Source organism: Limisphaera sp. VF-2 (genome assembly GCF_049537125.1).
Lineage (GTDB): Bacteria > Verrucomicrobiota > Verrucomicrobiia > Limisphaerales > Limisphaeraceae > Limisphaera.
Window position 1 is genome coordinate 105,898 of sequence record NZ_JBMVQY010000005.1, and the last position, 21,831, is coordinate 127,728.

A 21,831-nucleotide genomic window follows, 5' to 3' on the forward strand; every position below is an offset into this window, starting at 1 on the left:
CGTCGGCTGTGCATTCGGTTTTTGGAACTCCGGGGCCGCGAATCCCGGGGAAAGGCCCCCTCCGCTCGGCGTTCCCCTGATGAGGCCCCCGGAACTCCGCCGAGTTTTCAGTGGCGTCCATAACTTGAAATGCGCCGGCACCTCGGCCCCGGGATGCCGGAGCGTTCGCGAGTCGTCACTCCAAACGGGCGTCCAGACGAATTTGCTGGCCGGGCCGGAATCGCAGAAGACGCTCGCGGCTCCCGTTGCGCACGAAACATTCCGTGCCTCCGCGGCTTCGCACCACGGCACGCTGAAGAGCGCCGTTGGCCCACTCGAGGTCCAGTTCGAACCCGCCCCGGGCACGGAGACCGCGGACCGTGCCGTGGCTCCACACCCGGGGGAGGGCAGGCAGCAGGTCCAGGACAGGAACCTCCCGGCCGTCGGGCATGCGGTGGGCAAGGTGGCTCTGCAAGAGCATTTCGGCCACCCCGGCGGTGTAGCCAAAGTTGCCGTCGATTTGAAACGGCGGATGAGCGCTGAAAAGGTTCGGGTAAATCCCGCCGCCCCGGTCGTACTGCACCTCGGAATGCCCCACCACCCGGAACATGTTCTGGATCAGACGGTAGGCGCGATCCCCGTCGCGAAATCGCGCCCAGAGGCCGATCTTCCAGGCGAGCGACCAGCTGGTGCCCTCGTCTCCGCGCAGTTCCAGGGCGCGACGAGCGGCGGCAAACAATTCGGGTTGGGCCGGGGTGATGTGTCGTCCCGGATAGACCCCGACCAGGTGGGAGACATGCCGATGATGCGGGTCTTCTTCGGGAAAGTCATGGGCCCACTCCTGCAGTTGGCCCCGCGAGCCGATCTGCAACGGATGCAATCGGCGCAGGGCCTGTTCCAGTTGGAGGGCGAATTCAGCATCGGTGTTCAGGATTCGGGTCGCCCGAATGCAGTTCTGGAAATGCTCCCAGATGAGGGACAAATCCATGGTGGCGCCGATGCCCACGGCGGCCCGGCGGCCGTCTGGGAGTACGAACCGGAGCTCCGGCGAGGTGGAGGGAGCGGTGACAAGGCGACCTTGAGGATCCTCGACAAGCCAGTCCAGACAGAACTCGGCAGCGCCTTTCATCAGGGGCCAGGCGCGGCGCAAAAAGTTGGTGTCGAGTCCGAACGCAAAGTGTTCCCACAGATGAGTGGCCAGCCAGGGTCCGCTCATGCACCAGTTGGCCCAGACCGGATCGCCAGCACCGTAATTGCCGACCGGCGCGGTCTGGCACCAAAGGTCCGCGTTGTGATGCGCGCACCAGCCGCGCAAGCCGTAGTTGACCCGGGCGGTTTCCTGGCCGTGACGGGCCAGGTGCTCGATCAGTCGAAAGAGCGGCTCGTGACACTCGGCCAGGTTGGCGGGTTCGGCCGGCCAGTAGTTCATCTCCGTGTTGATGTTGAGCGTCCAGTTGGCGCTCCAGGGCGGACGCACGGATTCGTTCCAAATCCCCTGCAAATTGGCCGGCCAGCCCCCGGGGCGCGAACTGGCGATCAACAGATAACGACCAAACTGAAACAGCAGGACCGGCAACTCCGGATCCTCGCCGCCACGCATGAAGCGCAAGAGCCGTTGATCGGTCGGAAGATGCTGCACCGCCGGATTGCGCCCCAGGTTCAGGTGGACCCGCCGGAACAGCGCCTGATGGTCCGCAGTGTGACGACGCAGTAGCTGCCGGTAGCTCCGATCCCGGACGGAACGCAAGGGCTTCATCACCTCGACGTGGGGGTCCCGTCCCTCGCGCCCCGGCGATTTGTCGGGCCCGTTGAAGCTTGTCGCAGCCGAGATCAGCAGGGTCGCCGCGTTGGCGTTGCTCACTGTGATACTTCCGGGCCCGGGCAAGATCCGCCCACCCTCGGCGCGGCACTCGACGCGGAACTCAAAGGTCATGCCTTCCGGGTTCGGTCCCTCGTCATAAACGATCGGACGTTCGGAGCGCAGATAGTTGGGATCCACATGGGAAGGGGCCCGGCCCCGCACGACGAGCGCATGCGGTTCCTCCACCACTGCTTCGTGCCGCAACGGCGAGTCCGCCTTGACTGTGAAGTGAAGCTGGCCGGGCCGATCCGCCGTAACGCGAACCACGATGACCTGATCGGGAAAACTGCTGAAAACCTCGCGCGTGAAGGTCACCCCGCCTGCACGGTATTGCACCGTGGCCACGGCCCGATCCAGGTCCAAAGCCCGGCGATAACCGTTCGTCTCGTACTCGCCATGCGGAAACTCCAGCCAGAGATTGCCCAGCGGCTGATAGGATTGGTTATAGGGGCCCTGCATTTTGCGACACAGGGCCGTGGCGCGGACGAAATCCCCGGCGAACAAAGCCTCGCGCACTTGTGGAAGGACCTCGCGCGCAGCGGGATTGTTCCAGTCGCGCGGTCCACCGGACCAGAGGGTGGCTTCGTTCATTTGGAGGCGTTCGCGCGGTACGCCCCCGAACACCATGGTGCCGAGTCGCCCGTTGCCCACGGGGAGGGCATCCGTCCAGCGCACCGCGGGCCGGTCATACCACAACTCGAGCCCGGACAGGGTCGTGGCCAAGGCGGGGAGGGCGACCACCCAGACAGCGACGAAGCAGTGGCAGAGAGTCCGCATGTCTGGGAAATAGTGCGGCCGGGCCCGGGTTGTCGAGACCTTCTGGTCCGGTGAGATGGCGCGGGGGCTCCTCGGGCAGGTGTCCCCCGCATTAAAGAAACGCGACGTGAGAGGCAGGAGCAGCCTGGCGATCGCTTTCGAGCGAAAGCCTTGCCTCTGGCCGATACCGAGAAGCTGGCCGGAAGCCGAACCCCGATGGCCCGGCGCAGATCCGTGCCCGGAAATGGCGCCCCCCAGAGTGATCGAGTCGGTCCCTCCGGCATGCAACGCGAACGGCGGCTAGAGCTTCCATCGCCGAGCGCCCGACGGCTCCCGTTTAGCGGAAAACGTGCTGGGCAAACCAGTACAGGTTGCTCTTCCATTCCCCGGCATCGTGGCCGTGGTTGTCCACGTGCCAAACATGGGGAATGTCGTGCTGCTTGAGATGGGCGTGCAACTGCTGGCTGATGCGCAGCAGACCGTCCTTGTTGCCGCAACCCAGCCAGAGCAGCTTCAGCCGGCCCCGGACCGCTGCCGGCTCCGGGATCAGCTCCGCTGGCGGCTTCGTGTTGGGCGCCGGGGCAAAGGCACCCACCCAGGCAAACACGTCCAGATGGGCCAACCCGAAATTCAGCGCCTGACCTCCGCCCATGGAAAGCCCGGCCAACGCGCGGTGTTCCCGATCCGCCCGGACCGGATAGCGCGCCTCAATGGCCGGGATGACGTCCTCCAGCAGGTCGCGCTCGAAACGTGCGAACGCCGGCGCGTGCTGAAAAACATTTCCCTCCGCCCGATCGTTCGGTTGGGCGCGGCCATTGGGCATCACCACGATCATCGGCACGGCTTTCCCTTCGCGGATCAGGTTGTCGAGGATGGTGGACGCGTTGGCCAGCCGTTCCCACTCCGTTTCATCGCCTCCGATGCCGTGGAGCAAATAGAGCACGGGATACCGTTGGGTCGGAGAAAAGTTGGGGGGAAGGTAAACCTGGAGGCGCCGGCGCGTGCCCACGGTTTTGGAATCGTATTCCATGAACTCCAAACGCCCCCGAGGCTCCCCCGGGCGCGCCTGATCGAAGCCGGCCGGCGGATCGGGGAAAGCAGGTTTGTCGTCCGACTGCAGGGTGATGGGGGCGGCCCCGGGCCGGCGCGGCCCGGTCGCGCCGGGAGACGAAGGTGCCGTGACCCGCGACTCAGTGTTGGACTGAGCAGGGACTTTCGAAGCGCACAGCATGCACCCGCATCCCGCAAGAACCACGAGGAGAAGTCGGCGCCACAGCCCGCAACCAAAAACGCTGGAAGGGTTCGCTGGATCGGCTCCGCAGCAACGGACCATGGGACGTCCACGGGCGCTCCGGTGATACAAGGCACTCGTCATGCGCTTCTCATACCGTGGCCGGGGTGCAATGCCAACGAAAGATTCCCTTCCGCACACGGGTCTGTTGCCTGCGGTTCAGCCCGGCCGGAGAACGCCCTGCGGGTCCGCGGACGTTGCTCCGACCGGAACATCCCGGGTTCCCGGAGTTTACCGCGAATAGGTCGCCTGCAGCCCGAGCGGGATTCCCAGCGCCCACCAGAGCAGAAGCAGGAGGCTCCACAGCGTAAGAAAAACGATCGAGTACGGGGCCATGGTCGTGAGCAAGGTCCCGGCCCCGGCGGAGCGGCAATAACGCTGGCAACAAACCAAGATGAGCGGAAAATAGGGCAGCAACGGCGTGACGATGTTGGTGCTGGAGTCGCCGATGCGATAGGCCGCCTGCGTCAATTCGGGGGAGAGGCCCAGCTCCATGAGCATCGGCACGAAAATGGGGCCGAGCAACGCCCACTTCGCCGAGGCGGATCCCACCAGAAGATTGACTCCTGCCGACAGCAGAATGATGCCGACCACGGTCACGGCCGCCGGCAGGCCAATTGCCTGGAGCCAGGTCGCCCCCTTGATAGCCGTGAGGGCTCCCAGGTTCGATTCGCGAAAGGCCCAGGTGAATTGCGCAGCACAAAACGCCATCACCAGGTAATAGCCCATTGTGTTCATGACCCGGGCAGTGCCGTGAATCACATCCCGGTGGTTCCGAAGGGTGCCGGCGACATAGCCAAAGACCAGGCCGGGGATGAAGAAAAAGAGGGCGATGAGCGGAACCAGGGCCTCCATCAGCGGCGCGCCGTGCGAGGTCAACCGACCATCGGGAGCGCGCAGGGGCGAGGCCGTCGGGGCAGCTGCCAGTGCCAGGCCCCCCAGCAAGGCCACCACGGCGACCAGCGCCATCCAGAAGGCCCGCCGTTCCCGCGGGCTGACCCTTTCCAGGCGCAACTCACCGGCCATTTCACCGTCGACCGAAATCCGGCGCAGCCGGGGCTCCAGGACGCGGTCGGTCAGAACCCAAATGGCCAAGATAATGAAGAGCGACGAGGCACTCATGAAATACCAGTTGCACAACGGGTTGACGGTGCGCTCGGGCTCCAGAATCTGGGCAGCCGCCTGGGTGAAACCCTGCAGCAGCGGATCCAGGCTCGACGGAAGAAACGTGGCACTGAATCCGCCGGAGACACCCGCAAAGGCTGCGGCAATGCCCGCCAGCGGATGCCGACCCGCCGCCGCGAACATGGCTCCCCCGAGCGGAATCACCATTACATAACCCACGTCCCCGGCCGAATGACTGAGAACGGCCACCAGCGCCAGCATGGGAGTCAGCGCCCACCGCGGCGTGATTTGCAGCAGAGATCGCATCGCGACACGAACGAATCCCGAATGTTCTGCCACGCCCACCCCGAGCATGGCCACCAGCACCACCCCCAGGGGCGGAAACTCCGTGAAGTTTTTCACGATCCGGGTGAGGAACTGCGTCATCCGCTCGCCCGTCAACAGGTTTTGCACCCGGATGGGTTGGGCGGAAACGACTTCTCCCGCCGCGTTGCGAACCACCGTGCGCGGATCCGTCTCCGTAAACGGGACCGCAGCCAGCCAGGCCGAAAGCAGCCACGTGCACCCCAGCGCCAGCACAAAAATCAAAGCCGGATCCGGCAGTTTGTTGCCCCAGCGCTCCAAGAGATCCAGAAACCGCTGACTGAGTGAGGCGGGAGGAGGCGGTGACTGGGTGAGGTCCGGGTTTGCGTTCATACCAGGTCCTGCATGTGCCGCGGGCGCCGGCCGAGGGTCAAGCCGGGACCGCGGTTGCCCCGCATCGAGCCATTCCCCAAGAACGTCACCCGCGCGGGCAACCGGGGGCGGCCCGAGACCGGGGGCACTTCCAGCGACCTGCCTGCATGTGTTGCCCGGGGAGCGACGGCACGCGGCATCGCTGGCGGAAGGACTGCGTCAGTGCGGGGAGATGCGATTGGCGGATCCGCTCTCATTGTGGAAAACAGCCGGCCGGCCGCGAGCTTGCACCGGGGCATCCCCTCGGCAGGTCGCCCGGCTCCGGCCTTGGAAAGCGCAAATGGAAAGCCCATGCCTAGTGGGTGCGATCCTGTCGGAGTGCGCCCAGCCAGCCGAGCAATCGGTTCACTCCCCGGGCCACCGGTCGCAGCGGAAGCCAACGACTTGTCCGGGACGATCGCAGAACGATGGCATGGGCCGGACAGAATTCATGACAGCAGTAACAACGGATGCAGCGTCGGTCGTCCAGCTGGTGGGACGGACACGCTCGAGGATGGATGGCGGAGGGGCGGACCGGACAACGTTCCTCGCAAATGCCGCATCGGGTGCAACGTCCGGGGAGAATGACGGGCCGAAGCGTCCACTGGCGGCGCAACCCGCGCAGAAGTGCAGGCGGCAACGGCAGCAGGCGCAAGACCTCGGCCGGCTGCGGCGGCGGCTGAAAGTCGGACACACGCAGTGTCCGCCAGTCGGGTCCGACAAGGCGAAGCCGCTGCAAATCCGTTTCGCCGACTCCCTGTTCGTGGGCTGCGCGGCACGAGGGAACCTGGGCGGGGCTCAAACCGATCAGATGGCAGGCCACTGCGTCCACGGCGACAAAGTCGGTCCCGGCCAGTAAAACGCCCAAAGAACGGGGATGACCTGCACTGGGCCCCGGCCCTTCCATGGCGACCACCGCGTCCATGATCGCCAGGCAGGGCCGAATGGCCCGGTGAATGTCCAAGAGCAACGCTGCCAGCCATTTCCGTTCCTGGAGCCGGAAATGCCACTCGCTCTTGAGAAGGCCGGGAACGCAGCCGAATTGATTCTTCAGCGCGCCCGTCAGGATCATTTGGGAGTGGGTTTTGAGTTTGGGCAGCGAGATCACCACGTCCACTTGCGAAAGCGCCCGGGCCAGCACAAGGCGGGGGAAAATGCCATGGCCCGGCACCTCGAACTCCCCCGGCTCCTCGAGCTCCAGCAAAGGTGCGCCAGTCTCGGCGACGACATCGAGCATGCCTGTGACGCGAGCCACCTGAGAAAGCCTGCCCACCGCCGGGCTGTCGCCAATGTAGGGCCGGCCACCGGCTTCACGCACCAGGATGGCCGCCGCACGCACGATCGAAGGATGAGTGGTGACGGCCTGATCAGCCGGGAAGGGCCCCAAAAGGTTCGGCTTGAGCAACACTTTCTGGCCCGGCTTGACAAACGTGGCCATGCCGCCGAACGGCTCCAGGCAGGTCCGCATGGCCTGCAAGACGGCCGTTGGCTCATAAGTTGCGAGCTTTGTAAGGCTCACCAGGGCAGTCGGGCCGGCTGTCATGGCCAATCCCAGCTTTGCCGACTTTCGGTTCTTGGGCAATTGTCATTGTGATCGGGACGGGCGGAACAGCGGCCGGAAGCGCTGACAGGAGCATCCATGGCGTTGCATCCGCGGGCGCGCCGCAGCAGATCCGCCAATGCACCCTGCGGTAGCCGCGCTACCAAGCGCCTGAAGAAACGCAAGATGACGGGAATGCAAAACCCATGGCGTGAAGGGAGGGACTCCGGTCCCGGGGAGACCGGTGCACGGGCACCGCGAGAGCTTCAAACCACTGCTCTGGGGCGAAGCGGCCGGTCCTTGGAACGCATCATTTCCGGTGGGCAGACCGGAGTCGACCGGGCCGCTCTCGACGTTGCCCTTCGCCTGGGAATTCCCCACGGAGGCTGGTGCCCACGGGGACGATGGGCCGAGGACGGCCGCATTCCCGACGTGTATCAGTTGCGCGAAACTCCCAGCGACGCCTGCGAACAACGCACGGAATGGAACGTGCGCGACGCGGACGCCACCGTGATTTTCAGCATCTCTTCGGAGTTGACCGGCGGGTCGGCTTATACGCGTGAGGCGGCCGAACGCATGGGCAAGCCCTGGCTGCATCTGGCCCGGGCCACTTGTCCCGAGCAGGAGGCGGCCCGGCTGTTGCGCGACTTCTTGCATACTCTCCGGGTCCGGGTCCTGAACGTGGCGGGGCCCCGCGCCAGCACGGAACCCGAAGCCGCCCTCTACGCGGCGCGCGTGCTCGAGTGGGCCCTCGGCGATCTCCCGTCGGAAACCAACGGACGCTGGCCCGCGGACGCCTCCGGCCGGCCCCTGAGCGGACCTTGAGCGCCGCCGAGAAAACCGTGCGCCGCTCCTGTGCCCTCTCCGTCACGAAACCAGCACCAGGCCGATGACGCTCGCTACAGCGATGATGCTGCCGATCAACGATCGGGTCGTGGGCCGGTCGCCTTCCAGCCACCAGGCCAACGGAATGATGGTCAAGGGCGTGAGACTCACGACGGCAAGGACAATCCCTGCGGGCAATTGAGACAGCGCCCATTGATAACAACTTACGCCCAGCACCAAGCCGGAAACCGCGTTTCCGAGAATCCATGGGGCTGCCCGGCGCCGACGCGCGGCGGGATCGTCAGGCTGGCCGGTACCGGTGGACGTTGCGAAGATTGCCCGTTTCCCCCAGTACCAGGCCAGGGCCACGACTCCATATCCGCCCAACACCCGTTCGAACGCAGCCGTCGCCCCATCCGGAACGGCGCTTCCCGCCGCTGCGATGCCGTAAGCGACCCGGCTGAGCACCGCCCCGACCGCGCCGGCCACGGCGGAGGCCAACGCCCAGCTCACGCCGGCCATCCAACCAGAATCAGCCCCACGTCCGTGACCCGGCGACAGGGCCAGAGCAACCCCGCCCAGCGTACAAAGCCCGCACACGATTTGGTCCCAGCGCAGCGTTGTTTCCAGCCACACCCACTCGAGCACTGCCGCAGCAGGCGGCGTGAAACAGGTCACCAGCAGTATGGTCAGCCGGGGCCCCAATCGCGGCAGCGCCTGAAACAACGCGGTATCGCCGAGGCCAATCCCGACCAGGCCGCTCAGCGCAAACCACGGCCAACCATCATTCTCGAGGCCGCGCCCCCGGGGCAGGACCCAGAGCCCGAGCAGCACCAGCGCCACCGTCAGCCTCCAGAAATTTGCCTCCGTCCCGCCCAGCAGACGGCTGGAACGGGCGGCGAACACAGCAGACGCTGCCCAGCAAATGGTGGTGAGGCACGCGGCCAACACGGGGTCCAGTTTTGCGAATTGGCGCGCAAAAGCACAATCCGCGAGCTCCGCACGCACGTCACTGCCCCGAGCCGCGGGGTTTTGCGAAGTCCGCCGGCGAAACGGGGGACCCACTTGAGGTTTATCCTCCCCTTGGCTGGACGGAAGATCCGGCGTCGTCGGCCCGGGGAACCCGAGGTGCGGCGTCGTCTCTTCGGGCTTCCCGAATCCGGGGCTCGATCACGATCTGTCGCCCGTTCGGGGGTCTTCGGTTTGAGCATTGACAGGCGGGCGCGGCTGGCGTTTGGTGGCACGGAATGCATGCCGAGAAGATTGGGAACGGTGTCCGAAAACCGGTGCTGCTGCTCGGGCTGCTGCTGGGCTGCATCCTGAATGTCGGCTGTGTGGCCCTCTTGGTGGGCGGCGCCGCGGCGGCAGGCGCAGGCACGGTGGCGTACGTGCGCGGCGAGTTGCGCTCCACCCTGGACGCGCCCTACGAGCGTGTCTGGTCGGCGACTCAGCGTGCCCTGGCCGACCTGGAGATGCCGGTCACGGCGCAGGAGAAGGACGGGTTGACCGGCCAGATTACGGCACGTGCGACCGGCGACAGGAACATCACCGTGCGGCTGCGCAAAGTGACCGGCACGGCCACCGAGGTCCGCATCCGCGTGGGAACCTGGGGCGACGAGGCCGTGTCGCGCCAGATCCTCGAGCAAATCCAGCGCCGTCTCTGAGTCCCGCGTGGGAGGCCGACTGGGGCCCCGAAATCAGCCGGGGCGGAGGCCGGAATCCCGCGTTCAGAGGGCCTCGGGATGCGTGAGCAGCTCCGCCACCCGGGTCAGCAGGCGTCCCGCCGCGCCGCCGTCGAGCACGCGATGATCAAAGCTGAGCGTCAGATTGGCCTCCCAAACCGGGACAAACTGCTGTTTGGAATGACTCCAATGCGGCACACGCCGGCCCGCGCCCACGCCCAGGACCAGCGTCTGTTCCGGCAGCGGGATCGGCGTGGCCCAGGTAAGACCGAAGGTGCCAAAGTTCGTGACCGTGGCAATGCTGCCGCCGGAAGCCTCCACGGGCAGACGTCGTTGCCGGGCCAGCCCCAGTAATTCCTCATACGGCGCGATGAGGTCGCGCAACCGGCGCTGGTCCACCTGACGCAGCACCGGCACCAGCACGCCGTCTTCCACCTCGACCGCCCAGCCAATGTCGATGGACCGCGGATGCACGATTTTGTTGCCGATGAGGCGACCGGCAGGGGCACTGTTTTCCGCCAGCGCCAGGGCCAGCGCACGAATGGCATACAGCGTCGGGCTCACTTTCAGCCCGCTGGTGCGGCGATGGGCCAAAATGGCGTCCAACCGGAACGGCAGGCCGACCGTCGCCAGCGGCCGGGTCCAGCTCCGGCGCATGGCGTCGGCCACGCTCACCCGCATGGGGGAGGCCGGCGTGATGCGGTGTTGTTCGAGACTTGCAAGAAAGCGCTCGAAGTCCTGAATGGTCACGCGTCCTCCGGCACCACTCCCGGCCACGCCGGCCAGGTCCGCGGCATGCAGCCCCAACTCCGCCATGCGCGCCTTCATTCGTGGGGACATGTAGCTGGCCCCGGTGGCATTCGCGGGCACGGGCAGGCCGCGGACGGTGGGCTGAACCCGATCGGTGGCCGTTGGGGCCGCGGCCGTGGCGGTGGGTGTCACGGGCGGCGCCGCCACCGCAGAGGCAGACTGGCCGCCGTCAAGGCCGGCACGGGCGGCATCCTCCGGTGTCGCGGCAATGTACCCCAGCACCGCACCGACCGGGTAGCTCTCTCCCACCCTGGCCAGGAACCGTTGGAGGACACCGCGACACGGCGCCGTCACGTTCATGGCGGCCTTGTTGGTTTCCACCTCGATGATGTCCTGATCCGCTTCCACCATGTCGCCCTCGCGTACCAGGAAATGGACGATCATGGCTTCGGCGATGGACTCGCCCAACTGCGGCATGATGATCGGGATTTCCGGCATGGCAGTCTTACAAACGGAGGAGCTGGCGTGCCGCGGCCGCAATCGTGCGCGCGGTGGGACGGTGCGCCGTCCACAAATTTGGATGATACGGAATGGGGGTGTCCCGGGCGTTGAGGCGTTGCGGAGGCGCATCGAGCAGCGAGAGCCCCTCGCTGGCAACGCGTGCGATGACCTCGGCCGTGACGCCGCCCCAGGGCCACGCCTCGCCCACGCAAAGCAACCGCCCGGTGCGGGCGACCGAGGCCATGACCGTGTCGGTGTCCAACGGCTTGACACAACGCAAATCCACCACTTCCAGCTCCCAACCCTCCGCCTGCAACTCCTCCGCAGCGGCCAGGGCCTCGTGCACCATCGCACTGTAGGCCACCACCGTGAGATCCCGGCCCTCCCGGGCAATGCGGGCCTTGCCCAGTGGCAGGGCCTCCGTGGGCAGCCGCTCCGCCTTGAGGTGGTAGTAAAGAAACTTGTGCTCGCAAAAAATCACCGGGTCGTCCACGGCGACCGCCTCCAGCAACATGCTGTACGCGTCCTCCACCGTGGCAGGCGTGACCACGACCAGACCCGGGAAGTGAGCGTAGATGGCCTCCAAACTCTGGCTGTGGAAGGGACCACTACCGGATGTGCCGCCACTGGGCAACCGAATGACGATGGGGCAGGGGACCCCGGTCCGCCAGTACAGCGTGGCGGCCTGGTTGACGATCTGGTTGAACGCCACGCTGGAAAAATCCGCAAACTGGATCTCCACGATCGGTCGCAGGCCCTCGATGGCGGCCCCCACCGCAAAGCCCACGATGGCGTCCTCGCTGATCGGAGCATCGATGACGCGACCCGGAAACTCTCTGGCCAGGTGCTTGGTGGCCTTGAACGCCCCGCCAAAGGCACCAACGTCCTGACCGTAGATGAACACGCGCGGGTCCTCGGCCAGCGCCCGGGCCTGGGCTTCGCGAATGGCTTCCAGGTAGGTGATGCTCATGCGAGCGTGGGCAAGGGAACGACGGCGGACGGCGCTTCCAAACCCCCGGCCGCGTCCACCAAATGCGGCGTGGCCAGAGCCCGCCAATCTTCGCGATACGGATCCGGGGCCGGCTCCTGTTGCACGCGCGCCACGGTGCGTTCGACCGTTTCCTGCACTTCGGATTTCCAGGCGGCCAGTTCCTCCGCCGTGACCATGCCCGCCTGCAACAGTTGCTCTTCTGCCGTCGGAAGACAGTCGCGGCCAAAAGGCATCTCGCGCAAACGCGGATCCATGTAAGTGGCGTCATCGTGTTCGCCGTGACCCGCCAGTCGCAGCAGCTGTGCCACCACCATCTGCGGCCCGCCGCCACTGCGGGCCCTCTCCACCGCGCGCCCGAGGCATTTCAGACAGGCCATAAGGTCTGTGCCATCCACTCGATGGGCTTCGATGCCGTACCCCACCGCTTTGTCGGCCAGATCCTTGCAGGCAAACTGACGGGTGGTGGGGGTGGAGTAGGCGTATTGGTTGTTCGCAATCACCAGCACCAAGGGCAGGCGCTCGACTGCAGCCTGATTGAGACCTTCATGGAACGCCCCCGTCGAGGTGCCGCCCTCGCCCAGACTGGCCAGCCCCACCACGCCCGACTGGCCCTGGTAGCGACGCGCGAACAACGCGCCGTTCACCACCGAAATCATCGCTCCCAGATGACTGATCATCGCAAGATATCCCTGCCGCGGATAGCCCCGGTGGACGTTGCCGTCGCGACCCCGCATGGGGCCCAGCCGCGAGCCCAAATAGGTCCGAAACAGGTCGATCAGGGGCTCGCCGAAGGCCAACCGCCCGGCTGCATCACGGATCAGGGGCGCATAGATGTCGCCCTTGCGCAGCGCCAGTGCGCCGGCCACGCTCAACGCCTCTTGGCCGCGTCCCAAAAACACGCCACCGTGGATCTTGCCGGCCCGGTACAGGCTGGCCAGTTTGTCCTCCGCTACGCGGGCCAGCAACATGAAGCGATACGCCCGGCGACAAAGGTCCCGAAACGATCCGCTACCCAGCGCGGACTCCGCGCTGCACGTTTCTTGTAGCATGCGCTCATCGTAGCCACTGCGGGTGGGTCGGGGCAATTCTTCTTTGGCCGGTAGGACGAATGTGCCTGCCGCGGCGGGACCCGGACCGTGCCGCGGCAAGCACGGTCAGCCTCTGGAATTGGCCCCGGGGCGAATGCTTCCCGACCACCATGGCCAGCGTCGAACCGTGCCCTGCCGCAGGCCATCCCCACGTGTCCCCGAGGAGGATCCGGCTGGCCGAGCAGAGCGGCCATCCTGAAGATCCGGCGGCTCCAATCGGAACATTTGGCAATGGCAACGGCTCGCATTACTTTTGCGCCATGTCTGGTAAACTGGCTTCACATCGGACAGAGTGCACCACGCGCCCGGCAGAGAGACTGCGCGCCCACGGGCCACAGGACCTGTGCGACAAGCAGAGCGAACGGGACCACCGCGAGCTGCGCATCGACAAAGTGGGCGTGCGAGGGCTGCGTTTTCCCATCGAGGTGCGGGACAAGGCCCATGCCCGACAACACACCGTGGCGACCATCGGCATGTTTGTGGACCTGCCCAAGGAGTTCAAGGGCACCCACATGAGCCGGTTCCTGGAGGTGCTCAACGCCCACGGCAATGTCGTCCATGTGGAAAACATCCCGGACATCCTGTACGCCATGCAGAAGAAATTCCACGCCGCCACCTCGCACCTGGAGATGGAATTCCCTTATTTCATGACCAAACACGCCCCCGTCTCCAAATTGCCCAGCCTCATGGACTACACCGCGCGCTTCGACGCAGCTGCCTGCGGTCCGGAGATCGACTTTGTCCTGACCGTGAAGGCCAATGTGACCACCCTCTGCCCCTGTTCCAAGGCCATCAGCAGCCGCGGCGCACACAACCAGCGCGGCACCGTCACCGTCGCCGTCCGGTTCCGCAAATCCGTTTGGATCGAGGATCTCATCGAAATCATCGAGAGCTCTGCCAGCTGCGACCTTTACGCCCTGTTGAAGCGGCAGGACGAGAAATACGTCACCGAACGGGCCTACGACAACCCGGTCTTTGTGGAAGATCTGGTGCGGAATGTCGCCCTGCGCCTCAACGCGCATCCGGACATCACCTGGTTCCGCGTCGAAGCCGAAAACCACGAGAGCATTCACAACCACAACGCCTACGCCTGCCTGGAGCGAACCTGCAAGCGCCCCTGACATTCCGCACCGAAGGCGCCCTGGAGTGCGGGGGGAGGGCCGGACCTGGATCCAGACTCCGCCCGAACCGTACCCGCCGACGGAAGTCAGCGGAAGGCCCGCCCAATCAAAACCCGCCATGGCCAGCGGCTGAGGAAAGTCCGCGGGAACGTACCGCAGAAACGGTCCGCCACCTCGCAGCGGCGACCCGCCGGGGGCGCAACACTCTTGCGCCACGGACAACGCGCCGCTACGGCGGCGGCAAGTCACCCCCAAAGCGCTCTCGTATCCGCCGGCCCGCTCAAAATGGATACAACAGATCCCAACGGCGCGGAATCACATCACTGTTCCAACCGGCTATTCGAGCCTCTCTCTGCCGGTCGACCCTGATCAGAGAGCGATGTTGCGGGGCCGTGGCTCTCCGAAGGTTTGGAATCTCACTCTTCCACTGCGCCGGGGGAGATCCCCGGCTTTCCGTCAGATGAACCCGCTGCGGCAAAAGCCCGGGAGGATGCGTCTCTGCCGTGCAATGCTCAAGGAGCCAACGGCGGGATTTCCACCCATGCCCGCCGCTGCCAGGACTCAATGCCCTTTTCCGCCAGTTGCACGCCTTTGGCGCCCTCCAACAGGTTCCACGGGAACGGCTCGTCCCACACCACGTGGCGCAAGAACAGCTCCCACTGCACCTTGAAGGCGTTGTCGTAGGCCTCGTAATCAGGCACCCGCAGCCAGTGCTCGTAAAAGTTGATGGGGTTGGGCAAATCCGGATTCCACACGGGTCGCGGTGTCGCATGCGCCGGCTGGATCCAGCAGTCCCGCAGCCCGGCCACGGCAGAGCCCCGGGTCCCGTCCACCTGGATCGTCAACAAATCGTCCCGCCGAACGCGCACGCACCAGGAGGAGTTGAAATGGGCAATGATCCCGTTGGCCAGTTCGAACGTGGCATAGGCGGCGTCGTCCGCCGTGCATGTGTAGGGCCGACCTCGTTCGTCCCAACGCTGCTTGATGTGCGTGGCCCCCAGACACGAGACGGCCTTGACCGGTCCGAACAGGTTGTCCAGGACGTAGCGCCAGTGGCAGAGCATGTCCACAATGATGCCGCCATCCTCTTCTTTCCGGTAATTCCACGAGGGGCGCTGGGCCGGGATGTGCTCGCCATCGAACACCCAGTAGCCGAATTCTCCGCGCACGGCCAGGATTTCGCCAAAAAAGCCGGACTCCACCAGCGTCTTGAGCTTGCGCAACCCCGGCAGCCACAGCTTGTCCTGCACGACGCCGTGTTTGACGCCGGCCTGCTTGGCCCGCAGGTAAAGATCGTACGCCACCGCGGCGGTCGTGGCGGTCGGTTTTTCGCAGTACACATGCTTGCCCGCGGCAAGGGCCTTTTGGACCGCCGGAGCCCGCAGGCCGGTCGTTTGCGCATCAAAGTAGATCGCATTCGCCGGGTCCGAGAGGGCGCTGTCCAGGTCCGTCGTCCACCGAACTCCCTCTCCCATGGCCGCCAGACGCTCCAGCTTGGCCGCATTCCGTCCCACCAAGAGGGGCCGGGGGATAATGACTTCGTCATCGCCCCGACGCACGCCCCCTTGCTTCAGGATGGCCAAAATGGACCGGATATAGTGTTGGTTAGTGCCCATCCGGCCCGTGACGCCGTTCATGATGATGCCAATCGTGTGGGTTTTCATGGTGGAGTGATCTGCGGACGGGATTCGGGCCGGCCCGCATTCACCGGGGCGTCGGCAAGCAGAGCAGGCCAGTCCTCTGCGCCGCTCCCGATGAGCGGACGCTCAACTCGGCTTGGCCGTGCATTGCGGCCAGGCCCCCGGCGGCAGAGGCGGTGCTTCGATGCCGGCTCGGGGCAGTGTCCCTTCCAACTCCTGCCGCCAGTGCGCCACGTCCCCGGCCGGTCCGTAGCAATAAATCATGCGCAACGGCGTGTCGCCGATGTTGGTGAGCTGATGATAGACGCCCGGCGGGATATAAACCGCCTGCCCACCGGTCAGAATCTGGCGCTCCTCGCCCAGGCACATTTCGCCGGTGCCTTCCAGGATGAAATAGATCTCTTCCTGTTCCTGATTGTGCCAGGGGACCTGACCGCCCTGCGGGTCCAACGTGACATAGCCCATGCAAAAGTTGCGGCACTGAATGGGAGCGGCGCCCCCGACCAGGTTTTGGGTGCGGCGTCGGGCCGGATAACGGCGCCCCTCGATTTGGCGCAAATCCGAGATGATCATGGCGGCTCACCGTTAGCCTGCCCCCGCGGCAGGGTCAAGCACGACCGACCGGACCCGCGCCGATTTCAGGCGGTGGGAGGAGAGGCCAAAGGATGCGCCCGGCCGGCACGGCGGCAATACTCGTCGAGGATCTGAGCCGTGGCCGTGGCGCCGCACCGACTGGCCCCGAGCTCCCGCACCCGCAGCAGTCGATCCAGTGTGCGCACGCCCCCGGCCGCTTTGATCTGCACCCTGGCCGAGCAGGTCTCCCGCATCAGTTTCAAGTCTTCGTCCGTGGCCCCGCCTGGCCGGTAGGTCCCGTCAGGCTGCGGCAGGAACGCAAACCCGGTGGATGTCTTGATCCAATCCGCCCCGGCCGCCTCGGCCAGTTCGCAAAGCTTTCGTTTCAGGGCCGGGCCGTCCCGTCCCGCACCGCCGGCATCGAGCAAGGCCATCTCCAGAATCACCTTGACCCGTGCGCCGTGGGCGTGGGCCGCCTCGCAAACGGCCGCAATGTCCCGGCGCACATACTCCCAGTCCCCGCTCCGGGCCTTGCCAATGTTGAGGACCATGTCGATTTCCTGCGCACCGTCCCGGCAGGCAAGAACCGTTTCGAGGTGCTTGACCTCCGTCAGGGAGCTTCCGTGCGGAAACCCCACCACCGCGGCCACCCGAACGGGCGTGCCCCGCAACAACTCCGCGGCGCGGCGGACATCGCAGGGACGCACACACACCGCCGCCACCCCATACCGGAGGGCCAGACGACAGCCCGCCTCCACGTCAGCATCCGTAAGAGCAGGGTGCAACAGGGAGTGGTCGATCATCTCCGCCAGCTCCTCATAGGTGCAGGGCAGGGGAGCCGGCTCCGGGTCGGAGGTGCTGCCGGTTTGCATGGGCACGGGAACCGTCGCTCAGGCGAAAAAGGGCCGAAGAATCTGACCGGCCACTTGCACGGCCCGCTTCCGGCCCTCCAGGGCTCGACCGAAGGTGTCGTCCTCGACCTCGATGCACACCGGGCCATGGTAGCCGATCTCATACAGTTTCGCCATGAACTGAGCCCAGTTGATCTCGCCGAAGCCCGGGATCCGCGGGGTGTGCCACTGTTTCGGGAAGGCGAAAATCCCGACCTCGTTGAGCTTGTCCGCCTCCACCTGCATGTCCTTGGCATGCACGTGAAACAGTTTGTCCTTGAACTCGTTCAACGGCCGGATGGGATCCATCCGCTGGAGCACCAGGTGCGACGGGTCGTAGTTGAGACCGAAATGGTCCGACGGGATGTCGCTGAACATGCGTCGCCAGATCACCGGCGTGGTGGCGAGGTTTTTTCCCCCGGGCCATTCGTCGCGGGTGAAGAGCATGGGACAATTCTCAATGCCGATGCGGACGTTGTGATCCTCCGCAAAGGCCACCAGGGGCTTCCACGTCTTGAGGAAGCGGGGCCAGTTCTCGTCCACGGTCCGCGTCCAGTCGCGGCCCACGAACGTGTTGACCTGACGGACACCCAGCAGGCTGGCCGCACGGATCACGCGTTTGAGGTGTTCCACCGCCGCCCGAGCGACGGCGGGGTTGGGGTCCAGCGGATTGGGGTAGTACCCCAGGCCACTGAAACTGACGCCATGCTGGGAACAAAGGGCATTGAGGTCGTCTGCCTGGGCCTGGGTGAAATTCAACACGTCCACGTGGGTGACCCCGGCGAAGCGGCGTTCGGCCTTTCCGGGGGGCCAGCACATGACCTCGACACAGTGGAAACCCTCGGCCGCGGCAAACGCCAGAAGTTCATTCAAGGTGAGTTCGGGAAGAATGGCGGAGACGAATCCGAGTTTCATCATGGCTTTGGGCTCGGTACGCGGTTGCTGTTCACCCCGGCCCTTCCGGGCCACCGGCCCACTTCTACCTGCTCAGGTGGGGATTTGCAACGGCATTCGGCTGCAGACGGCGTGGGAGAGGGACCCGGGAGCGGGACCATCGGCCGACGCTGCCGGATTGGGGCCCCGAACCTCCGGGGCGGCTTGCGAAAGGTTGCGAGAAAGGGCAGGGGAGGCGCCCCCGGACACGGGTGCGCGTCGGGGACGGTCACGAGGCCTGCGCGAGCCTCGCCGGTTCGGGCCGCAGAGGATCCAAGCCCATGTTTGATCTTTTCTTCAGCCTCTTTCGCGTTATCTTGGCGCTTCAACGAACGACAGGAGTGCTGCAACGCACATGGAGCCGAGCCACATTCGAAACTTCAGCATCATCGCCCATGTCGATCATGGGAAGACGACGCTGTCGGATCGGTTGCTGCATCGCACCGGCACGATCACGGACCGGGAGATGCAGGAACAGTTGCTGGACTCCATGGACCTGGAGCGGGAACGCGGCATCACCATCAAGGCCCATCCCGTCACCATGTATTACACGGCGCGCAACGGGCAGCGGTATGAGTTGAACCTGATCGACACGCCGGGCCATGTGGACTTTTCGTACGAGGTCTCGCGCAGCTTGCGGGCCTGCGAGGGCGCGTTGTTGGTGGTGGATGCCGCCCAGGGGGTGGAAGCCCAGACCGTGGCCAATGTCCACCTGGCCATGAAACAGAACCTGGTGATCATCCCGGTCATCAACAAGATCGACCTGCCCCACGCCAACATCCCGCTCGTGCGGCAGCAGCTCGAAGACATCCTGGCCATCCCGGCCGACAGCGCCATTTTGGCCAGCGCCAAAGAGGGAATCGGAACCGACGAAATCCTGGAGGCGATCGTCGAGCGGATTCCGCCGCCGCAGCCGACCGGCGCCCCCAGTTTGCAGGCCCTGGCGTTCGACTCGTACTTCGACACCTACAAGGGCGTCGTCGTCTACGTGCGCGTGTTCAACGGAGAGTTGCGCCCCGGCATGCACATCCGGCTCCTGCACTCGGGCCGCACCTACGAGGTCAAGGAGGTCGGCAGCTTCAACCCCAAGCCGTACGTACGCGACCGACTGGGAGTGGGGGAAACCGGTTACCTGGCCGCCAACATCAAAAGTCCGTCGGAGGTGAAGCTCGGCGACACCATCACGGATGCGCGTGTGCCCTCGCCCGCACTGCCGGGATTTCAGGAGGTTCGGCCCATGGTGTTCAGCGGGATTTACCCCATCAACACGGCCGACTACGAGCATTTGAAGGCCAGCATGGCCAAGCTGCAACTGAACGATCCGGCCTTCGTCTATCAGCCGGAGACCAGCGTGGCCCTGGGGTTCGGCTTCCGCTGCGGGTTTTTGGGGCTGCTGCACATGGAGATCGTGCAGGAGCGATTGCGGCGGGAGTACAACATGGACATCATCGCCACGTACCCCAGCGTGGTCTACCGAGTGCGCCTGACCAACGGGACGGTCAAGGAAGTGGACAATCCCGCCCACATGCCCGAGCCCAACTACATCGAGCAGATCGAGGAACCCGTCGTCCGCGCGTACCTGCTCTGTCCCAACGAGTACATCGGCGATCTGTTGACGCTGATCACCGAACGGCGCGGACAGGTGGAGAACACCGAGACCCTGGACCCCCGCCGCGTCATGCTCACCGCCCTGCTGCCGCTCAACGAGATCCTGATTGACTTCCACGACCGACTCAAGAGCCTGACGCGCGGGTACGGGTCCATGGACTACGAACACGCGGGTTATGTCCCCTCGGACATGGTGAAACTCGACATGCTCGTCAACGGCGAGCCGGTCGACGCCTTTTCCTGCATCGTCCACCGGGACAAGGCCGAGGCCCGCGGCCGCCTGCTGGCCGCCAAACTCAAGGAGGTCATCCCGCGCCAGCAGTTCCAGGTCGCCATCCAGGCCGCCATCGGCGGCCGCATCATCGCCCGTGAAACCGTCAGCGCCCTGCGCAAGGACGTCACCGCCAAGTGCTACGGCGGCGACATCACCCGCAAGCGCAAGCTGCTGGAACGCCAAAAGGAGGGCAAGAAACGCATGAAAGCCATCGGCTCGGTCCACATCCCTCAAGAAGCCTTCATCGCCGTCTTGAAAACCTCCTGAAACAGAGCTTGGAGCCCACGGACAGCCCAGGTCGCATCCCACTGCCAACCCATGCTCTTTTTGCGCTGGTTTTTGTCCCGGACCGTTCGCGACGCACTCAACCTCTGTCGGCACGTCGAACGCCTGACCCACGCCCAGGCCGACCTGCTCACCCCCCGGGCCCTGACCGGCCTGCGCGAGGCCACCCAACGCCTGCGCGCCGACCTGAAGGCGGGTTCCGACCGCGCCACCCTGCGCCAGCGCATGGAGGAAGTCGAACAAGCCGCGCAACAATGGTTGTTGCCCTATCCCCACCCCCGGCTCCGCGAGAATTTCGAGGTGCTGTTGGTGGCCCTGGCCGTGGCCATGGCCATCCGCACCTTTTTCCTCCAGCCTTTCAAAATCCCCACCGGCTCCATGCAGCCGACCCTGTTCGGCGTGACCTCCGTGAACTTGAAAGAGCATCCGGAATTCCAGCCCCCCACCGGCTGGCAGCGCGTCCGCGAATGGTTCGCGGGCGTTTCCTACGTCAAACTGATTGCCAAGACCGACGGGCCCATCCAGCAAGTGGATCCTCCTCTGAGGCTCCTGTTCTTTAACCTCAAACAAACGCTCTGGATCGGCGGCGTGCCGCATACCCTGTGGTTCCCTCCGGACTGTGGGCAGGCGGACATTGCGGTACGAGGCGGGTTGCGGCCCGGACAGTACTTCCGCAAGGGAGACCTGGTCCTCCACGTCCGCGTGCAAAGCGGTGACCATCTCTTCGTGGACAGAATGACCTACAATTTTCGCACCCCGAGGCGAGGGGAGATTGTCGTCTTCGAGACCGCGGGCATCGCCGGGCTGCCACAGGATCAATTCTACATCAAACGCCTGGTGGCCCTTGGGGGTGAGCTCGTCCAGCTTGGCCCGGACCGACACGTTCGGATCAACGGACGCCGGTTGGACCATCGCACCCCGGGCTTCGAGCTGGTCTACAGTTTCGATCCCCAGCAACCGCCGCGTGACAGCCAATACTCCGGACACGTGAACCATCCCCATTTGGCGCCGCTGTTCCGGGAACACCCCGAGGGAATCCATGTTCCGCCGCGACACTTCATGGTGATGGGGGACAACACCCTCAACAGCCTGGACTCCCGCACCTGGGGACCGTTTCCCGCGCGGAATGTCATCGGACGCTACTGGTTCGTCTATTGGCCCATCACGGAACGTTTCGGGTGGGCTCCTCGGTAGTGTCGGCCCGCTCGGGCGCGCTGCCGGCGCGTCGCGACGAGGTAATCACTCGACCGGAGCTGCAAGCACCTCGGCGTCGCGTGCCTGAACCGCGCAATCAGGGAGCTCCCGGACGGACCGGCCTGCGCGTACCCCGGGTCCAAGGCGGGCCAAGATAGGTTGCCGGAACCAGGAATCCCGGCCTGCCATGCGTGAGACAGGAAACCGCGC

The 21,831-nt window shown here is 65.3% G+C and carries 17 protein-coding genes; 5 read left to right on the top strand and 12 right to left on the bottom strand.

Features of this window, described 5'->3' with window-relative positions; translation table 11 throughout:
- Positions 1 to 175: 175 nt before the first annotated feature.
- The 4 genes from ACPDIT_RS14200 to ACPDIT_RS14215 all read right to left on the bottom strand — a co-directional run bounded on the left by ACPDIT_RS14200 (position 176) and on the right by ACPDIT_RS14215 (position 7,269).
- Positions 176 to 2,617 (bottom strand): glycoside hydrolase family 95 protein, encoded by a 2,442-nt coding sequence (locus tag ACPDIT_RS14200; protein ID WP_423444556.1) that lies wholly within the window; start codon positions 2,615 to 2,617, stop codon positions 176 to 178.
- A 316-nt stretch (positions 2,618 to 2,933) separates the two neighbouring features.
- Positions 2,934 to 3,626: an alpha/beta hydrolase gene (locus ACPDIT_RS14205; protein ID WP_423444558.1), complete on the bottom strand. Its 693-nt coding sequence runs from the start codon at positions 3,624 to 3,626 to the stop codon at positions 2,934 to 2,936.
- A gap of 492 nt (positions 3,627 to 4,118) precedes the next feature.
- Positions 4,119 to 5,708 carry an AbgT family transporter gene (locus tag ACPDIT_RS14210; protein WP_423444560.1) on the bottom strand — a complete coding sequence of 530 codons (1,590 nt, stop codon included), beginning with the start codon at positions 5,706 to 5,708 and terminating at the stop codon, positions 4,119 to 4,121.
- Positions 5,709 to 6,042: 334 nt separating this feature from the next.
- The gene (locus tag ACPDIT_RS14215) at positions 6,043 to 7,269 is read right to left on the bottom strand and encodes a DUF362 domain-containing protein (protein WP_423444562.1); all 1,227 of its coding nucleotides are present in this window, start codon (positions 7,267 to 7,269) and stop codon (positions 6,043 to 6,045) included.
- Between the two features lie 297 nt (positions 7,270 to 7,566).
- Between ACPDIT_RS14215 and ACPDIT_RS14220 the strand changes: the two genes are divergently transcribed.
- Complete coding sequence (locus ACPDIT_RS14220; protein ID WP_423444564.1) at positions 7,567 to 8,091, top strand: putative molybdenum carrier protein; 525 nt, start codon at positions 7,567 to 7,569, stop codon at positions 8,089 to 8,091.
- Positions 8,092 to 8,133: 42 nt separating this feature from the next.
- Here ACPDIT_RS14220 and ACPDIT_RS14225 read toward each other — a convergent pair whose 3' ends face one another.
- Entirely contained in the window at positions 8,134 to 9,042 is a 909-nt protein-coding gene (locus ACPDIT_RS14225; protein ID WP_423444566.1) for a DMT family transporter, read from the bottom strand.
- A 296-nt stretch (positions 9,043 to 9,338) separates the two neighbouring features.
- Here ACPDIT_RS14225 and ACPDIT_RS14230 point away from each other — a divergent pair, with 296 nt between their 5' ends.
- Complete coding sequence (locus tag ACPDIT_RS14230) at positions 9,339 to 9,755, top strand: DUF3568 family protein (RefSeq protein ID WP_423444568.1); 417 nt, start codon at positions 9,339 to 9,341, stop codon at positions 9,753 to 9,755.
- A 63-nt stretch (positions 9,756 to 9,818) separates the two neighbouring features.
- On the opposite strand, the gene ACPDIT_RS14235 is transcribed toward ACPDIT_RS14230, so the two are convergent.
- The 3 genes from ACPDIT_RS14235 to ACPDIT_RS14245 are packed head-to-tail and all read right to left on the bottom strand — an operon-like array spanning position 9,819 to position 13,064.
- Positions 9,819 to 11,021 carry a 2-oxo acid dehydrogenase subunit E2 gene (locus ACPDIT_RS14235; protein WP_423444570.1) on the bottom strand — a complete coding sequence of 401 codons (1,203 nt, stop codon included), beginning with the start codon at positions 11,019 to 11,021 and terminating at the stop codon, positions 9,819 to 9,821.
- Between the two features lie 7 nt (positions 11,022 to 11,028).
- Positions 11,029 to 11,994: an alpha-ketoacid dehydrogenase subunit beta gene (locus ACPDIT_RS14240; protein ID WP_423444572.1), complete on the bottom strand. Its 966-nt coding sequence runs from the start codon at positions 11,992 to 11,994 to the stop codon at positions 11,029 to 11,031.
- On the bottom strand, positions 11,991 to 13,064 hold the full coding sequence (locus tag ACPDIT_RS14245) for a thiamine pyrophosphate-dependent dehydrogenase E1 component subunit alpha (protein ID WP_423444574.1): 1,074 nt from the start codon (positions 13,062 to 13,064) through the stop codon (positions 11,991 to 11,993). The genes ACPDIT_RS14240 and ACPDIT_RS14245 overlap by 4 nt, the downstream gene beginning before the upstream one ends.
- Positions 13,065 to 13,363: 299 nt before the next feature.
- On the opposite strand from ACPDIT_RS14245, the gene folE2 reads away from it, so the two are divergent.
- Positions 13,364 to 14,224 carry a GTP cyclohydrolase FolE2 gene (gene folE2 / locus ACPDIT_RS14250; RefSeq protein WP_423444576.1) on the top strand — a complete coding sequence of 287 codons (861 nt, stop codon included), beginning with the start codon at positions 13,364 to 13,366 and terminating at the stop codon, positions 14,222 to 14,224.
- A 512-nt stretch (positions 14,225 to 14,736) separates the two neighbouring features.
- Here folE2 and ACPDIT_RS14255 read toward each other — a convergent pair.
- From ACPDIT_RS14255 to ACPDIT_RS14270, 4 genes are all read right to left on the bottom strand, one after another.
- A complete protein-coding gene (locus ACPDIT_RS14255) occupies positions 14,737 to 15,888 on the bottom strand; it encodes a Gfo/Idh/MocA family protein (protein ID WP_423444578.1) in 1,152 nt (383 codons plus the stop codon).
- Between the two features lie 102 nt (positions 15,889 to 15,990).
- A complete protein-coding gene (locus tag ACPDIT_RS14260) occupies positions 15,991 to 16,437 on the bottom strand; it encodes a cupin domain-containing protein (RefSeq protein ID WP_423444579.1) in 447 nt (148 codons plus the stop codon).
- Positions 16,438 to 16,502: 65 nt separating this feature from the next.
- Positions 16,503 to 17,309 (bottom strand): deoxyribose-phosphate aldolase, encoded by an 807-nt coding sequence (gene deoC / locus ACPDIT_RS14265; RefSeq protein ID WP_423444581.1) that lies wholly within the window; start codon positions 17,307 to 17,309, stop codon positions 16,503 to 16,505.
- Positions 17,310 to 17,327: 18 nt separating this feature from the next.
- Positions 17,328 to 18,242 (bottom strand): sugar phosphate isomerase/epimerase family protein, encoded by a 915-nt coding sequence (locus ACPDIT_RS14270; protein ID WP_423444623.1) that lies wholly within the window; start codon positions 18,240 to 18,242, stop codon positions 17,328 to 17,330.
- Positions 18,243 to 18,615: 373 nt separating this feature from the next.
- On the opposite strand from ACPDIT_RS14270, the gene lepA reads away from it, so the two are divergent.
- Positions 18,616 to 20,409, top strand: coding sequence for a translation elongation factor 4 (gene lepA, locus ACPDIT_RS14275; RefSeq protein WP_423444583.1), 1,794 nt, complete (start codon positions 18,616 to 18,618; stop codon positions 20,407 to 20,409).
- Between the two features lie 51 nt (positions 20,410 to 20,460).
- Positions 20,461 to 21,621, top strand: coding sequence for a signal peptidase I (lepB, locus tag ACPDIT_RS14280; protein WP_423444585.1), 1,161 nt, complete (start codon positions 20,461 to 20,463; stop codon positions 21,619 to 21,621).
- Positions 21,622 to 21,831: the final 210 nt, after the last annotated feature.

Coding starts and splice junctions, on each gene's coding strand:
- ACPDIT_RS14200 (WP_423444556.1), bottom strand. CDS start 2,617: ATGCGGACTCTCTGCCACTGCTTCGTCGCTGTCTGGGTGGTCGCCCTC.
- ACPDIT_RS14205 (WP_423444558.1), bottom strand. CDS start 3,626: ATGGAATACGATTCCAAAACCGTGGGCACGCGCCGGCGCCTCCAGGTT.
- ACPDIT_RS14210 (WP_423444560.1), bottom strand. CDS start 5,708: ATGAACGCAAACCCGGACCTCACCCAGTCACCGCCTCCTCCCGCCTCA.
- ACPDIT_RS14215 (WP_423444562.1), bottom strand. CDS start 7,269: ATGACAGCCGGCCCGACTGCCCTGGTGAGCCTTACAAAGCTCGCAACT.
- ACPDIT_RS14230 (WP_423444568.1), top strand. CDS start 9,339: ATGCATGCCGAGAAGATTGGGAACGGTGTCCGAAAACCGGTGCTGCTG.
- ACPDIT_RS14235 (WP_423444570.1), bottom strand. CDS start 11,021: ATGCCGGAAATCCCGATCATCATGCCGCAGTTGGGCGAGTCCATCGCC.
- ACPDIT_RS14240 (WP_423444572.1), bottom strand. CDS start 11,994: ATGAGCATCACCTACCTGGAAGCCATTCGCGAAGCCCAGGCCCGGGCG.
- ACPDIT_RS14245 (WP_423444574.1), bottom strand. CDS start 13,064: ATGCTACAAGAAACGTGCAGCGCGGAGTCCGCGCTGGGTAGCGGATCG.
- folE2 (WP_423444576.1), top strand. CDS start 13,364: ATGTCTGGTAAACTGGCTTCACATCGGACAGAGTGCACCACGCGCCCG.
- ACPDIT_RS14255 (WP_423444578.1), bottom strand. CDS start 15,888: ATGAAAACCCACACGATTGGCATCATCATGAACGGCGTCACGGGCCGG.
- ACPDIT_RS14260 (WP_423444579.1), bottom strand. CDS start 16,437: ATGATCATCTCGGATTTGCGCCAAATCGAGGGGCGCCGTTATCCGGCC.
- deoC (WP_423444581.1), bottom strand. CDS start 17,309: ATGCAAACCGGCAGCACCTCCGACCCGGAGCCGGCTCCCCTGCCCTGC.
- ACPDIT_RS14270 (WP_423444623.1), bottom strand. CDS start 18,242: ATGAAACTCGGATTCGTCTCCGCCATTCTTCCCGAACTCACCTTGAAT.
- lepA (WP_423444583.1), top strand. CDS start 18,616: ATGGAGCCGAGCCACATTCGAAACTTCAGCATCATCGCCCATGTCGAT.
- lepB (WP_423444585.1), top strand. CDS start 20,461: ATGCTCTTTTTGCGCTGGTTTTTGTCCCGGACCGTTCGCGACGCACTC.